The sequence below is a fragment of the Paraburkholderia sp. WS6 genome, from assembly GCF_030464835.1.
Lineage (GTDB): Bacteria > Pseudomonadota > Gammaproteobacteria > Burkholderiales > Burkholderiaceae > Paraburkholderia > Paraburkholderia madseniana.
In genome coordinates this window covers 12,321-26,707 of the sequence record NZ_JALQCK010000062.1, presented here as the reverse complement: position 1 = coordinate 26,707, position 14,387 = coordinate 12,321, and the positions used below count along the sequence as shown (strand labels likewise).

Genomic DNA, 14,387 nt, shown 5'->3' with positions numbered 1-14,387 from the left:
ACGCCTTGCCGGAAATGCACGATCACGATAGAACTTAGGCAGGCACATCAATGACCACACGGATTAAGAGCCCCAAAAAACTAATTGAAGTCGCCCTGCCGCTCGACGACATTAACACCGCGGCCGCGAGGGAAAAGTCGATTCGTTTCGGGCACCCATCGACCCTGCACGTTTGGTGGGCGCGGCGACCTCTCGCGGCCGCACGCGCAGTGTTGTTCGCGCAATTGGTTAATGACCCCGGCGGCAATCGCGGCTACGGACCGGGAATGACAAAGGCGCAGGCTCAGACAGAAAGAGAACGGCTCTTTGGGATCATTCGGCGTTTGGTGCTTTGGGAAAACTCGACGAACGAGACGGTTCTCCGAGAAGCCCGGGACGAAATCGTCAAAAGTTGGAAAGAGACCTGCGAACTAAACCGCAACCATGAGCGAGCGAGCGAGCTTTTCGATCCCGCCCGCCTTCCTGCGTTTCATGATCCATTCGCGGGGGGCGGGGCCATCCCACTCGAAGCTCAGCGGTTAGGGCTCGAGAGCTTCGCCACGGATCTGAACCCGGTCGCCGTGCTTATCAACAAGGCGATGATTGAACTTGCGCCTCAGTTCTCCGGTCGAGCGCCCGTAGGCCCGCTCCTCGCGGCGGAGCAGCGCGATCTAGCCGAGGAGTGGCCCGGAGCGCTTGCTCTCGCAGAGGACGTTGGTCGATACGGCGCCTGGGTTCGTGCTCAAGCGTTTCTGCGAATCGGCCACCTATATCCCAAAGCGACACTGCCCCCAGAAATGGGCGGGGGCGAGGCTCAGGTGATTGCGTGGCTTTGGGCTCGGACCGTTAAAAGCCCAAACCCCGCGTTCGCTCACGTCGACGTGCCGCTTGCGTCATCCTTCATTCTGGCGCACAAGGCCGACAAAGAATTTTTCGTTTCTCCGGTCGTGGAAGGCGACACCTATCGATTTGAGGTCAAAAGCGGGACGCCGCCGCCGGGCGCGGAATATGGAACGAAGGCCCCTGGGCGAGGGGCCAACTTCGTCTGCATACTTTCCAACACGCCCATTAGCGGCGACTACATTAAAGCAGAGGGACATGCTGGGCGAATCGGTGCGCGTTTAATGGCTGTGGTCGCGGAAGGCAATAGGACGCGGCTGTATCTTTCTCCCACTCCAGAGGCGGAAGCAATCGCACAGCAGGCCGAGCCTGGATGGCGACCGTCCGGGGATATTCCGCCACGTCTGTCTGGCGGCACTTGCGTTCCTTATGGACTTAAAGAGTGGGGCGACATCTTCACGCCGCGGCAACTGGCGACCCTCAACACGTTGTCGGACCTGGTGGCTGAGGCACGTGAAAAGATAAAGGCGGATGCGATGGCCTCGGGCCAGTTTTCAGATAACGACGCCGGAACCTACGCTGACGCTGTCGCAACGTTTCTTGGGTTGGCTATCAGCCGCCTAGCGGATCGAAACAATTCGTTGTGCTCGTGGGACGCGGGCCCGGTAAGCACTAAGTCTACGACGGGCGGGTCTGCTCGCACGGCATCACTCCGCAATTTGTTTGCGCGTCAAGCTATACCAATGGTCTGGGACTTTGGCGAGGCCAATCCATTCAGTGACTCGGGCGGCGGCTTCAACAGCGCTTTCGCTTGGGTCGAGCCCGCGGTCCGGGCCCTCTATGCAAAGGGTGTGGGGCACGCGCAGATGGCCGATGCGCAAACGCAATCGGTTTCCGAGAACAAGGTAGTTTCGACGGATCCGCCTTACTACGACAACATTTTTTACGCTGATCTGTCCGATTTCTTTTATGTGTGGCTCCGGCGTTCACTGCGCCCAATCCACCCAACGTTGTTCAACACCATTTCATCACCCAAGGCGGAAGAGCTCGTCGCGACGGCACATCGGCATGGCGGCAAGGACCAAGCCGAAGCATTTTTTCTTCAGGGCATGACCGAGGCGATGAGACGCCTCGCAGAGAACGCACACCCCGCGTTCCCCGCAACGATTTATTACGCGTTCAAGCAATCGGACACGACGGACATTGGGACGGGCAACACCGGATGGGAGACGTTTTTGGAAGCCGTGCTTCAGGCCGGCTTTTCCATTGGCGGCACTTGGCCGATGCGGACGGAGCTCAGCAATCGAATGATCGGGCGCGGGAGCAATGCGCTGGCGTCCAGCATCGTCTTGGTGTGCCGCAAGCGCGATGCGCAAGCCGCGACCATCTCCCGCCGCGATTTTCTTCGCGAGCTCAAAGAGGAAATGTCGGAGGCGGTCGAATTGATGATCGGCGGGGCTGAGGGAGTGTCCCCGGTGGCGCCGGTCGACCTCGCGCAGGCGGTGATCGGGCCCGGCATGGCAGTTTTTTCCAAGTATTCAGCGGTTTTGGAAGCTGATGGAAGCCGCATGTCGGTGCACTCCGCTCTGACTCTCATCAACCGAATGCTATTGGAGGGAGGTGATGAATTCGACGCGGACACGCACTTCTGTTTGGCTTGGTTCGAGGAAATGGGGTGGGCGCCGGGCGATTTTGGCAAGGCCGACGTATTGGCTCGGGCGAAAGGCACGGCGGTCGACGGCGTTCGAGAGGGGGGGGTCATCGAGGCGAGCGGCGGGAAAGTCCGCCTGCTCAAGACTAGCGAATACCCAGCGGATTGGGAGCCGCGGACGGACACACGGATTCCCGTTTGGGAGGCGCTCCATCAAATGATCCGGGCGTTGCAGTCAGAAGGGGAGAGCTCAGCGGGATTTGTGCTGTCGAGACTGCCTGAACGCGCGGAGCCCATTCGCAGCCTTGGCTATCGGCTCTATACCCTCTGCGAACGAAAGGGATGGGCTGAGGAAGCGAGAGGCTACAACGAACTCATCACGTCTTGGCTCGGCATCGAGGCGGCGTCACACGAGGCGGGCCGCGTCGGCTCACAGGTCCAACTAGACATATAAAAAGCAAATCTGAGGCGACTATGGCTTTGAAAACTTGGCGTGAGATTGCGATCCCGCATGAGGACGTTTTAAAGGGCACCTTTCAGCAGGCGGAATTCGCGGCTGACATTTCTCGCGTTCACGAAGGCAGCGCGACCCCCGAATATCAGAATGCAGCGCTCTTCTTTCAGCGGACGTTCGTCACGGAAGGTATGCGGTTACTGCTTGATTCTGTCGTCCGGCGGCTCGTTGGGAAGGGCGGCGATCCGGTCATTCAGCTTCAAACGGCGTTTGGGGGCGGCAAGACCCACACAATGCTGGCGGTGTACCACATCGCGAAGGGCGACCAGCCGGCGAGCTCCCTCCAAGGCGTCTCCGCGATCCTTGATGGCGCTGAAATCACGGAGCTCCCTCGAGCTCGGGTGGCGGTGCTGGATGGCATCAACCTGTCTCCCAATCAACCGAAGACACGGACATCTGGCGCGACCAAAGTTAAGGTGAACACGCTATGGGGTGAGCTTGCTTGGCAACTCGGGGGCGTTGAAGGCTACGAACGGGTGCGAGACGCTGACGACTCAGGCACGTCCCCCGGCAAAGAGGTTCTGAGCGAACTCTTGGTGACCTTTGCGCCGTGCGTTGTGCTTATCGACGAATTAGTCGCCTACGTCCGCCAGTTCGAACATGGCCGGTCCTATTCTGGCGGAACATATGACTCCAACCTTTCGTTTGTGCAGGCGCTGACCGAAGCCGTCAAGGCTGTGCCCAACGCCGTGCTTCTTGCGTCGCTTCCTGAGTCTGACAGAGAGGCGGGAAGCCAAAACGGCGTAGCGGCTCTGGCAGCGCTCTCGCATTACTTCGGGCGGGTTCAGGCCCTTTGGAAGCCGGTTGCAACGGAAGAGGCGTTTGAAATTGTCCGGCGGCGCCTGTTCGAAAACATTTCGGATCGGCTGGGCGCAGAGAACGTGTGCCGATCCTATGCCGACATGTATGCGGGTAATAGTGGCGAATTTCCGGCGGAGACCCGCGAAAGCCATTATTTTGATCGGATGAAGCATGCTTATCCCGTTCATCCGGAGGTGTTCGACCGGCTCTATGAAGACTGGTCCTCGCTGGATAATTTTCAGCGCACCCGCGGCGTTTTGAAGCTGATGGCGACAGTCATTCATCGTCTCTGGCAGGACGGGAACAACGACCTGCTCATTCAGCCGGCGAGCCTTCCTCTCTATGCGTCCGAAGTCCGCAATGAGGCCATCAATTATCTGGTGCAAGGGTGGGATCCGGTCTTAGAAAAAGATATCGACGGCGAGCGGGCAACCACAACCTCGCTTGACAGCCAAAAGCCGTTGCTGGGATCGATCCAGGCCTGCCGCCGGGTCGCGCGCACCATATTCCTCGGCAGCGCGCCGGACGCCGGCTCCGTGGGCGGGTCGAAGCAGCAGCGCGGTCTCGAACTGGAAAGGATTTACTTGGGAGTTGCACAGCCGGGGCAAGTTCTTGGCTATTACGGCGATGCCGTGAGAGCGGTTGAGGATCGCCTGCAATATCTCAACGGCGCCAACAATCGTTTCTGGTTCGACACGCGGCCGAACCTACGGCGAGAAATGGAAGACAGAAAGCGCCACTTTGACGAGCGCGGCGACGTCTACCCGCTGATCCGCGAAAGGCTCCGATTCGCGCCCGGAGTGTTTGCAGGGGTTCATATTTTCACGTCGAGCAATGATGTGCCTGACGACTGGTCGTTGCGACTGGTCGTTCTCCCGCCGGATGCTGCATTCAGTCGATCGATTCCGGGCGGCGCCACCGACCGCGCGACCACGTTTCTTCAAACGCGCGGCGATCAGCCTCGCATCAAGCAAAACCGGTTGATCTTCTTGGCTGCGGAGGCCGATAGCGTGGGGCGCCTCAAGGATCACGTGCGATCGGTCTTGGCCTGGCAATCGATCGTGAATGACGTCAAAGAATCGCGACTGAACTTGGATCAGTTGCAAGCCAAGCAGGCATCGCGCGAGCTCGACACAGCAAACGACGCGTTGGCGCGGATGGTCAAGGAGTCGTATAAATGGCTGCTCGCTCCGGTCCAGCACGCCTCGCGCGCGGAAGGGATCACGGATCTGGTGTGGGAGCATTTTCCCGTCAACCCGGCGGCCGCAAATCGGATGCAAGAGATCGAACAGATACTGCGCGACAACGAACTGCTGATCACCCAATGGGCCCCGATCCATCTGCGCGGGCAGTTGCAGACATGGTTCTGGAAAGATAGCGAGCCGACGGCCAATGCTCTGGATTATTGGCACAAAAGCTGCGCGTATCTCTACTTGCCGCGCCTCAAAGACGCTGATGTCCTTCGCGCAACCCTCGAAGCGGGCGCGACGACCACCGATTTTTTCGGCTTCGCCTACGGCCGGGAGGAGGGTCGATATGTCGGGTTCCAATTCGGAAAATCGGTCGCGCCCATTTTGGACGAAACACTGCTTCTTATTGAGCCGACAGCCGCGAACGCATATGCGGATCAACTGGTGAACGAAGAAAAGGCGCGCCAGAAAGCTGTTGCTCCAGCCGAGGAGCCAGACCCGAATCCCGGCGCGCTTGAATCGGATGGCGCCGGAAATACTGCCGCAAGCCCCGCGTCAGTCGCGGCGGCAGCCCAAAAGACCACGGCGAATCCCGGCTCGGGCGCCCCGCGCGCTGTCAAGCGTTCCTTTTTCGGCGCGATTGATTTAGATCCCATTCGGGCGGAGATGCAGTTCGTGGATGTCGTGCACGAGGTGATCAACGTGTTGCTGGCAAGCCCCAACGTCCGCCTGAAGGTTTCTATTGAGATTGAAGCGGAGGCGGAGGACGGATTCGAGGAGAATCTGCAAAGAGCGATCAAAGAAAACTGCGCGGCTTTGAAATTCAAGCAGCACGGCTTCGAAGAGTGAGCCTCGCGCTGGCCCTGCTTGCTCGGCGCCGGCAGCATTTCGGTGACGGCGTTGCCCTGAGAGAAGGTCCGCGAAGGGCATCGTGGTTTGCTCGCCGCGCCCACAATGGTCAGGCTCAGGTCGACCCACGACTTCCCTTCGATCCCGCGTACCTTTTACGGCGGCTCTCTCGAGAAACATCGCATGGAAGTACGCGTGGTTTTCAGGCCGTTTTGGTGTCGGGAGTGATCTGGAACCCAAGCGCGGACGCGCTCGGCCCGTAGCTGGTCTCGAGTGGGTTGGTCTTGCGCAGTGATCCGCTCGAAATTGGAGCCGTCAGCAAAAGCAGGACGTAGGTCTGATCTGCTGCCGTTCGATGCCAGACTGCCATATGGGCCAAAACCTTATAATTCTCGTCCGCCTACGAATTAGCAATTCGCTACGAGAAATGATGAATCCGATGTTGCCGAACAGGAAACAGTTTTTCCAAGATCCGGGAGGCTACAGCCGTTCGGGATGGATGCGTTGGGCGATGATTGCGTCCGTAAATGGCGCCGGGCTTGATCCTTCCACGCAGCCAACCAGTGAAGACCTGAAGAATCCGCTGTTATGGCTGACGCAGGCAGAAGCTATGTCGCAGGCCGCGTTCGTTTTAATTCGAACCGAGCCGTCCTTCGACAACGTGCCAGCAGAAATGCGAGGCATTTGCGACAGCCAGTATTGTGCCGTTGCTCTCATGTTGGTGGGCTACAGCCTCGAGGTATGCCTGAAGGCAATGATCATCGTTAAAGAAGGCGTTGAGGCGTATTCAGAAGCCGAGCGAACGTATCTAACCCATGACCTAAAGAAGCTCGCAACGTTCATTGTCGATCTCGATGCGAAGGATCTGGCAACTCTCGAACTGTTGACTCACTTCGTCGCATGGGCCGGACGATACCCTGATCCCGGAAGCAGGTATATTGACAAACACGACACCGTCTTCGAGCTCGCCGAACAGAATCAAATCTCGGGACATGACCTTTTTAAGCTCGCCGCAAAGGTGATGGGCCACGTACGGAACCTTACGGAGCCAAAGGGTCGACCTTAAAGCGGAGCGAGCATTCGTGCTTGACGAGGTAGCCGACCGCGCTATTTGGCGGGCTTGATTAGTTGGCGCGCCAGTTTGGCGATCTCGCTCGCATCGAATTTGGACAGGTAATCAATGAGCGCAATTTTTTTCCCGATCCCGTTCAAGGAGGTGCCCATAACAATGCCGACGTTAGTTGCGGCATCTATCCAAAAACGATCATGGAATTCGTCGGTAACAACGTCCTCGATCGAAACCTTTGGCGCAACTGCCTTCAGGACCGAATGCATAGTCGATCTCTTGCTCGCCTTACTACCGTTTGTGAAGAATGTCACGGAGCTAAGCTGCTCGGAGAGTGCGGACATCATTTTTTCGAAAAGGGCGACGCAATCAGGATCATCTGAATAAAAATAGGGGTCGATAATGAAAAGATCCTTTACGCCTTTCAGCTTTTCAACAAATTGAAGAACGATGTCCGCGATTTCATCCACATGAATTCCCCCATGCATTACAGCGTCGCAAGTCAGCGAAAAATTGAACAACGAGGAAATTCCGTTCTCAACAATATATTCGCGAAAGTAATCGCGAGCGTTGATCGCATCGAATCTCGTGACGAGAAAATGCGAGAACTCTGGATGTTTATAGACCTCTTTGAGAAAGTCCACGACATCTGATCCTTCCTTGTAGCTTTTGACATAAACGATGCCGGAGCCCATAGTTCCTTCTTTATTTTGTTGGCGTCGAAGTCCCAATCTCTTGACAAGCCTAGGGGCGGAGAAAGCGCGAAGGCTCGATCCCTCAGTCGTTCTCGAGGTTACTCCGACCGGGGCTTCGCTGACCCCCGTCCGAAATGTTCGCTTAACGGCTCTTAGCAGTACCTAAGCACCTCCCCGGTCTCGGGATCTACGACGCGCTCGTAGTAAGTGTCAGCATCTCGATCGATATCTCGCTCCTTGTCAACAAACTTGTCCCGGGACACGCTCCATTGGCTTCCCGTCTGTAGGTGTCGCCGGATTTTCCGCTTGCCCGTCACGTTCACATTTTTGGATTGAACGTCTAAAAAGTCTGTCACCGTCAGGTTAACCTTCTTGCGAAACACGGCCTTGCCGGCGCGATCCTGGCCGTGGAGATGAAATGCATGTTTGCCCAGATCAATTCCAATCAGTGTCACGTCCTGCATGATGGCCTCCTCGACGGTGGAAAATCCCCCTAAGAGTAGGGGGCTGGGCATATAGATGCTCGAAGTACTTCGGCAAAACCGACTCGTTTCTATCGACGACCGAGTCAAACTCGTCAAGTTGCTGGATACCAACCGCGGCAAGCAATCGAGCAAACGCTGTTACATGTTCGTCGGTAGGGTCTGCAGCAAATCCCGCGGCGCGCGCGGCACGCATGGTAGTTGCGACGCAAGATGACGTCTGCAGGTACGCCATGATCTTCTGCGTGTCGATTCGTGATGGTGAGTGCATTGATCTTTCTCTCGTTCATTGCGCCGGCGATGCCAGCTTCCGCTTTTTTCCGATCCGTTAAAGCAGATGAGACGGCTTGGCGAGTCGCGCCTTCAGCGCGTCTGCCAGAAACGTCAGCAACTGGTTGCCTTCGGAATTCTTAACGAAGCGCTCCATAGTCGCGTCGTCACTCGGCAGCGCTCGAACAACACCAACGGCCTCGGTTCGTTGCTCGGCAGTGAGTTCGACATCCGCATAAGTGCGAAGCATGTCGACCACGTAGCCAGCCATTTCTTCAGGGCTAGGCGACTCTGCAAACGCGCTGGAATGCAACGCGGACTGACCGCTCAAAAGATGTCTCGCTTCGTCAACAAACAGCACTTGCGTCGGGCGCTTGTCTTGTGGGTGTTCACTCATCATTGTTCCTTTCATCTCTGTGCGGGCTATGCGTGCTTTTCCGGTCCGTTGATGATCGACAGAATTCAAGGGAGTACGCAGCGTATAGCATGGTCGGAAAGGGGCCCCGCTATCAACCGCACCCACTTCTCGCAGGACACAATCCACTGCTCGCCACGAAACTTGGTTTCCGCAGCCTTCGTCCGAAACGTGTCGGAGTCGTGCATTTCACCCAACACCGCGAGTGTTGACTGCGTTTCGTTCCATCCAGCACGATCAGATCGCTTGTCGATGATTACCGCCTGTACGACCGCCCTCAACGCGAGTATGGCCGCAAACTCGCGGAGGCCCCCTTTGTACGACCGCACTCGCTCGGAGAATTTTTCGGTCACGACATCCCGATTAAGATCGTCGGGTTCCAACTCGAAACCGGGGCAGTGGGAAACTAGATACGCCGTGTCCTGCCTTTGATCAAGAGGAAGCGACTGATACCAGCTTACGAAGTGCTCAATAGGGGAGTCCATTGGTTTCCTTGATTGCGCGACCAGCGCGAACGCTCTTCCTATCCAACTGCTGCCTCGAAATCCACCATCCGAGCGAGGCGCTGCAATAACGGCGAAGGCTGATAGTATTCTCCGCCGAAGCCGGAGAACGGTGACACCAGGCCAGTTCTCGTCAACGAAGCGAGGACCGACACGAAGTCTGAATCATCCTCAAACACCGACGGTATCAATTCGGCTTTCAAGGCGCCGAGGGTCCCTGTCCGCCTCTTGCTCACATCCGGCGATGCGGCGCATTGCTCAATCCAAATCCTGTGAAGAGTGCCCAGCAGCAACACTTCTTCGCGGCGCAGAGGACTCAGAATATCCGCGTAGTACAGGAATTCGTCGGCAGCGATCGACTGCCCGCTCACCTGCCCAGCAAAGACCCCCGCCAAGAGACGAAGATTGCGGCGAGCGGCCCCCTCTTCGGCCGCCCGAAGGTATCGGTAGAGCACGGCGACAGACTCTTCAAGATCCGACTCGCAAAGGGTTACAGATCCCTCTTTCAGAGCGCGGAGCATAATGGTCCGAGCGGCTTCCCGTCGCGTTTTCAGCAGGCGATCGAGCAACTCCGTTCCAGCCGCCCCCGCTAGATTTGCGGCCGCAAAATGGACGGACGAGGCTCCGTCACCGATCACAGCGCCTATTAGGGTCACGAGAAAGTCCGACATCGCGCTTTTCCTACGGTTGCGTCCAAGCGCCGGGGGCTGCCTGAATACGTTGGTGAATTTGGGCAATCTCACTGACGAACGGCAACGCATCTTCCGTGAAGAACTCGCGAGCGTTATTGAGGCGAAACGGTGCGAGCAATTTATGCAGAGCTTGTTCGAGCAGATCGTAGTTGTCCACGCGGTATGACGCCAATTCCTCGAATTGAAACATCGCCCCCGTCGTATAGAGTTGACGGATGCGTATCGCAACACTCTGCGTCGTGTAACCAATCTTCACGATGCGCTTCCCGTCTTTCGTAAAAACGCCGGTGCCAAGAACGTATACAAGTCCGGTGACTTGCTCAGGATCCTCACCATCGGGAGTTTCCAGCGCCTCCTCGACGGCCTCGCTCGACTCCACGGATACCCGATATGGCCTCGTTGATCGATCGATGAGGTATCGGTCATCGTTGCGAACCGCCGTATAGATCGCGGCCAAAAGCGCATGGTCGATATCTTTGTAGTGGCCGGCTTCGACGCTTCGCTTTGCGGCATCCGTACCGTGCAAGGCCGGAAAGTCCTGCTTTATCCGATCTCGGATATCTTGCGGCGTTATGCTTTGGTTCGCGTTGGCGACAATAGAAAAAATAGTGTCTGACAGTTTCATTGGCAGTGTTGTTTTCCGATGCAAGTCAGTTCAAACCGAGCTTGTTCTTCGCGTACGCTTGGAACAAGCCGACCGACACTGTCACCAAGCTCGACATTGCCGCGCCCGGTAACTCTTTTCTTACTTTCTCCCAGACGGATTTGTCAGAGACCGCTTCACCAAAATCGTGCCCCCTCGAAGTCAGCCGGAGCGGCAAAACCGACCACGACGCGTATCCATCTATACCCTTGGTTAAGCCGAATCCTGGGTCTCCGTCGTCCTGCTCGATAAGCCCTTGGTCATCGAACAGTTTCATGTGGAATTCGAACTCGGGCGTTTGATACGGAAGTCCGGCGCTGTCGAAATCTTCGATCGTGAACGTAGGGCTAGGATGGCTCAGAATGACGTCGATCATCCGTTTAATGTAGTCGTGGTCAATACGCATAGCGTTTTCCTATTCGCCGTCGAACGGCACGTGCTGACCGTCGCGCGACTGGCTACCGATCTTCGCCTCGCTGCCCATCGCGTCTTGCCAAGCGATCATCGCATCAGCGACGGCATCCGCCTCGCCGCTAAAGGCCAGAACAGTTTCGCCACATGCGGGGCAGTGACCGCCGAACGCGGCGTTGATACCGCGCATGTTGCGCGTGTCCATCGAGTCGAAATCGGTGAAAGCGGTTTTGCATGCGCCGCACACCAGCTTTTCGGGCCGCAAAGCTTCGATTTTCGCTTGGGCTTGAGCGATACGCTGCTCTTGCGTACCACGTTGTTTTGCCTGTCCCATATCTTTTCCTTGTTACTTGCCAGCGCGAGAAGGAAGGCGTGTGACGCCGCGTAGCAGAAGACCGCCCCAAACGCCCGCAGCGACGCAAGCGAGGATTACGTACTTTGTTGGGAGGCCATAGCGAAATTCCATCACCGGGTAGTACGCTCTACACCACGTACTGCCTGGCTCGTAGTCGCACGGGAACGTGGGGATGTATAGCACCTCCATGAACCGGGTCCAGAAACCGAGGTCACCGGACCAGCCAGCGGAAAAAAAGAACGCAGCTATGCCCGCAACGAAAGCGCCCGCGATAACCCATGCTCCTACCTGCCTGTTCCGGTCCATAATTCGTCCGCTTTTCCACTTTTCGGTAGCCACTACGTCGAAGGCTTCCGGTGAGTCTGGTTGTATCCCGGGTCGTTGCTTTTTAGTGAGCGGATGAACTCGCCCTCCATGCGGCGGACTTCCAGCTTGTCCTCCGACTCAAAGAGAATTTGCTTGCGTAACGTTAAGTCTTGAAGCTCGGCTTTGCTAAAGTCCCGCTCAATTAGGGCATTGGACCAGCTACCAAAGTAACGCACGGAATGTCCTATGCCTCCGTCATCCTTGCCAACGTAAATTTTTCCGTGGGGGAACGTGATCATATACACGACGTAGTTGAAGATCATATCCGGCTTTTCCTATGTGTCGCCCGTCGCAAGATTTCTTCTCAGCGACTCAATCTCGTCACCTATTTCTGCGATCCGCTCAGCATCTGATTGACCAGCTTTAGCAACCCTTGCAATACCGTGCAGCCGGTCAATCGTATGCTCCATGGCACCGGCCCTTTCAACCAGACGCTTGCCCAACTTACTTCGGCCGATAATCAATGCCTCATATAAGGCAACGACTTCCATCTCGGTGAGCGAAATCGCCACCTGTGATTGCCTTTCAGCTGACCGCTCCATCGTCACATTGAGGTCAATAAAGGCGATCTCGTCGGTCCACGGCCGTATCTCAACGATCAGATCTCTGTCCTCAACTTTAACCATTTTGTTCACATCAACAAGACCGCGAGGATAGCGACTAATTCTCATTCTGATCTCCCTCTTTCCTGTTTTCCTTGTTTCGCGCATGCGAAAACCGCTGTGCGCCTTTCCGCTCTACTCGCGCTCATATTGGCCGGCGACGCGCTTGGCATGCAGATTCCACCTCCGGATCAACGCCGTCGCCTCTGGGTGCGCGGCCAGGACGTGCTCTGCGTCGGGAAAGAGCGCAGCGTAGTGAAGCGCGAAGAAGCTCATCAGCACACACACGGTGCTTACAGACATCGCGGTCATTGCTGCCTGCTGTGAGAGCTCGCGTGCATCCCGGATCTGCAGGATGCTCAGCCAGCTTGTATGCGAATAGCCGCAAAGGTAGCTATAGAGCTCGCGAATAAGCACGGGATGAAACCCGGCCTCTACACCGATTGCCGCCCAACCCCGCCCAGCGCGCCAATCCCCCTTCAGGAACGCCCCATGTTCTTTCTCAGAATGCTGCACCCACCGGCTATGCGCCTGCATCTCGGCGCGTAGCGTCTCGATGCTCGCCCTTTCGTTCACGAGCTTTTGCTTGTTCTCGGGACGGCGCGCGCTAGCCTGCAGCTTCTGCCGGTCCAGCAGACCCGCGCAACGCCACGTCATATGACGAAATTGCCGCAGGTCAGATTCGGCGGAGCCGAAAACGTGCGCGAACGTCAGAAAGGTCTCAAGGGCCGCCCGTGCCAGAACCAGCACAGAACCATGGTCGATGTGCGACGTTGCACCCTGTGGCATCACCACCTCCACGGGCCGCACCAGAACGTGCAGCGACGCGAGATGGTAGTAGAACTTGAGCGCCAGAACCTGCGCATCATTCATCCATAGCGCGCCCATCGGGACCGCCTTTCCGGCCTGAGAGTTCGTTAGTTGCACGATCAGATTCAGCAACGTCAGCGACTCGTCGGTTCCCGCCTGCGTGACGGTCCCGTTGCCTTCCATAGTCGCACTCGGCGAAGTCGGTTGCCCCATGTGGTTTGCGCTCCTGGTGTTTTCCTACTTATCCGCTTTCCTGTCGCGATCAGCGGTTTGTGCGGGGCCGTCGGTTAAATGCAAGCAAATTGCGTTTGCGTTTGCGATGGTCGCGTTGTTATAGACACATTGGTACGTCTTCTTGTCTTTGTAGACACCCGCGTTTTGTAATACTGCGGCAGGAGCATGAGGTTCCAACTCGCAGTACCCGGCCACCAGAATCTCGTTGGTACCGAGACACTTCGCGGACATATGCGTGGCATCGTCGCGATTCCCCGGATAGACAGTGGTGTCGAGATGCTCGAACAGACCCTTGGCCTCGCTGGCATAGTATAGGTTCACCATCCTCCCACCCAGTCCCGTCGCGTAGGTTACAAGCACCGTCGCAACTGCTCCGACGATGCCGCCTATAAACGCTTTCCCGCTGCCATCGAACGCTTTCTTCCAGTCCATGACATTCTCCGTGACCGTCGTTGGTTCGGGCGACCAGTCAAGGTGCGACGGCTGCCGTATGAAGACCTTTTCCTTCATGTTACGAGGCGCGCAGGGCTGAGGTGATTCTCGCATTCCATGCGCCGGGCCGTACCTCATAAGACGCCAGTAACTCGAGCAGTCTCTTGCTTGGCGCGGTGGTCGTGTATCGGCCGCCGTCGATCCACGAGGCGGTCTCCAGCCATCCCATTTCACCGCCGATAACCATGAATTCCGGGTACGAGACTGCATAGATCGTTGCAGTCTCCGGTCGCTCGATACCCCAAACGAACGCCATCAGGAGATTCTGAAATTTTGCATACTTTCGGTCAATCGTGAACGCCCGGCGAGCAGCCGTCTTGATCTGAATCGGGATTGCCATGAACCGGTCTGCCTGCTCGTCAAGATCCAGATACGCAATCAAATCAATGCCTCGATCGCGAACGGGCGTCGCGACCTCAACGTCGCTCTGTAGGAGGTCGTTCACCAACCGGTTCCGACCGAAAATCTCTGTCAGCTGGGTATCCATGTGCATCCGCACGAGCGGCTCTCGCTTACCTGATTCATAA

At 56.9% G+C, this 14,387-nt stretch carries 14 protein-coding genes and 1 pseudogene; 3 read left to right on the top strand and 12 right to left on the bottom strand.

Features of this window, described 5'->3' with window-relative positions; translation table 11 throughout:
• The first annotated feature begins 50 nt into the window (after window positions 1-50).
• The 3 genes from M0D64_RS41400 to M0D64_RS41390 all read left to right on the top strand — a co-directional run bounded on the left by M0D64_RS41400 (window position 51) and on the right by M0D64_RS41390 (window position 6,890).
• The gene (locus M0D64_RS41400) at window positions 51-2,924 is read left to right on the top strand and encodes a DUF1156 domain-containing protein (protein ID WP_266261888.1); all 2,874 of its coding nucleotides are present in this window, start codon (window positions 51-53) and stop codon (window positions 2,922-2,924) included.
• 20 nt (window positions 2,925-2,944) lie between these two features.
• The gene (locus M0D64_RS41395; RefSeq protein ID WP_266261887.1) at window positions 2,945-5,824 is read left to right on the top strand and encodes an ATP-binding protein; all 2,880 of its coding nucleotides are present in this window, start codon (window positions 2,945-2,947) and stop codon (window positions 5,822-5,824) included.
• A 430-nt stretch (window positions 5,825-6,254) separates the two neighbouring features.
• Window positions 6,255-6,890 carry a hypothetical protein gene (locus M0D64_RS41390; protein WP_266261885.1) on the top strand — a complete coding sequence of 212 codons (636 nt, stop codon included), beginning with the start codon at window positions 6,255-6,257 and terminating at the stop codon, window positions 6,888-6,890.
• Between the two features lie 41 nt (window positions 6,891-6,931).
• Here M0D64_RS41390 and M0D64_RS41385 read toward each other — a convergent pair whose 3' ends face one another.
• The 12 genes and pseudogenes from M0D64_RS41385 to M0D64_RS41330 all read right to left on the bottom strand — a co-directional run bounded on the left by M0D64_RS41385 (window position 6,932) and on the right by M0D64_RS41330 (window position 14,347).
• Window positions 6,932-7,585 (bottom strand): hypothetical protein, encoded by a 654-nt coding sequence (locus tag M0D64_RS41385; RefSeq protein ID WP_266261884.1) that lies wholly within the window; start codon window positions 7,583-7,585, stop codon window positions 6,932-6,934.
• A 362-nt stretch (window positions 7,586-7,947) separates the two neighbouring features.
• Window positions 7,948-8,049, bottom strand: a pseudogene (locus M0D64_RS41380) (IS110 family transposase); the annotation flags it as partial.
• A gap of 346 nt (window positions 8,050-8,395) precedes the next feature.
• Window positions 8,396-8,803, bottom strand: a complete 408-nt coding sequence (locus M0D64_RS41375) for a hypothetical protein (RefSeq protein WP_266261883.1) — start codon at window positions 8,801-8,803, stop codon at window positions 8,396-8,398.
• 472 nt (window positions 8,804-9,275) lie between these two features.
• Window positions 9,276-9,926 carry a hypothetical protein gene (locus tag M0D64_RS41370; protein ID WP_266261881.1) on the bottom strand — a complete coding sequence of 217 codons (651 nt, stop codon included), beginning with the start codon at window positions 9,924-9,926 and terminating at the stop codon, window positions 9,276-9,278.
• A 10-nt stretch (window positions 9,927-9,936) separates the two neighbouring features.
• Window positions 9,937-10,572 (bottom strand): GIY-YIG nuclease family protein, encoded by a 636-nt coding sequence (locus M0D64_RS41365; protein WP_266261880.1) that lies wholly within the window; start codon window positions 10,570-10,572, stop codon window positions 9,937-9,939.
• A 25-nt stretch (window positions 10,573-10,597) separates the two neighbouring features.
• Complete coding sequence (locus M0D64_RS41360) at window positions 10,598-10,996, bottom strand: DUF2513 domain-containing protein (protein WP_266261879.1); 399 nt, start codon at window positions 10,994-10,996, stop codon at window positions 10,598-10,600.
• Between the two features lie 9 nt (window positions 10,997-11,005).
• Complete coding sequence (locus M0D64_RS41355) at window positions 11,006-11,335, bottom strand: hypothetical protein (protein ID WP_266261878.1); 330 nt, start codon at window positions 11,333-11,335, stop codon at window positions 11,006-11,008.
• A 359-nt stretch (window positions 11,336-11,694) separates the two neighbouring features.
• A complete protein-coding gene (locus M0D64_RS41350) occupies window positions 11,695-11,985 on the bottom strand; it encodes a GIY-YIG nuclease family protein (RefSeq protein WP_266261877.1) in 291 nt (96 codons plus the stop codon).
• Window positions 11,986-11,997: 12 nt separating this feature from the next.
• Window positions 11,998-12,393 (bottom strand): hypothetical protein, encoded by a 396-nt coding sequence (locus M0D64_RS41345; RefSeq protein ID WP_266261876.1) that lies wholly within the window; start codon window positions 12,391-12,393, stop codon window positions 11,998-12,000.
• 66 nt (window positions 12,394-12,459) lie between these two features.
• Window positions 12,460-13,266 carry a hypothetical protein gene (locus M0D64_RS41340; protein ID WP_266261875.1) on the bottom strand — a complete coding sequence of 269 codons (807 nt, stop codon included), beginning with the start codon at window positions 13,264-13,266 and terminating at the stop codon, window positions 12,460-12,462.
• Window positions 13,267-13,371: 105 nt separating this feature from the next.
• Window positions 13,372-13,800 (bottom strand): hypothetical protein, encoded by a 429-nt coding sequence (locus M0D64_RS41335; protein ID WP_266261874.1) that lies wholly within the window; start codon window positions 13,798-13,800, stop codon window positions 13,372-13,374.
• 79 nt (window positions 13,801-13,879) lie between these two features.
• Entirely contained in the window at window positions 13,880-14,347 is a 468-nt protein-coding gene (locus tag M0D64_RS41330) for a hypothetical protein (protein WP_266261873.1), read from the bottom strand.
• Window positions 14,348-14,387: the final 40 nt, after the last annotated feature.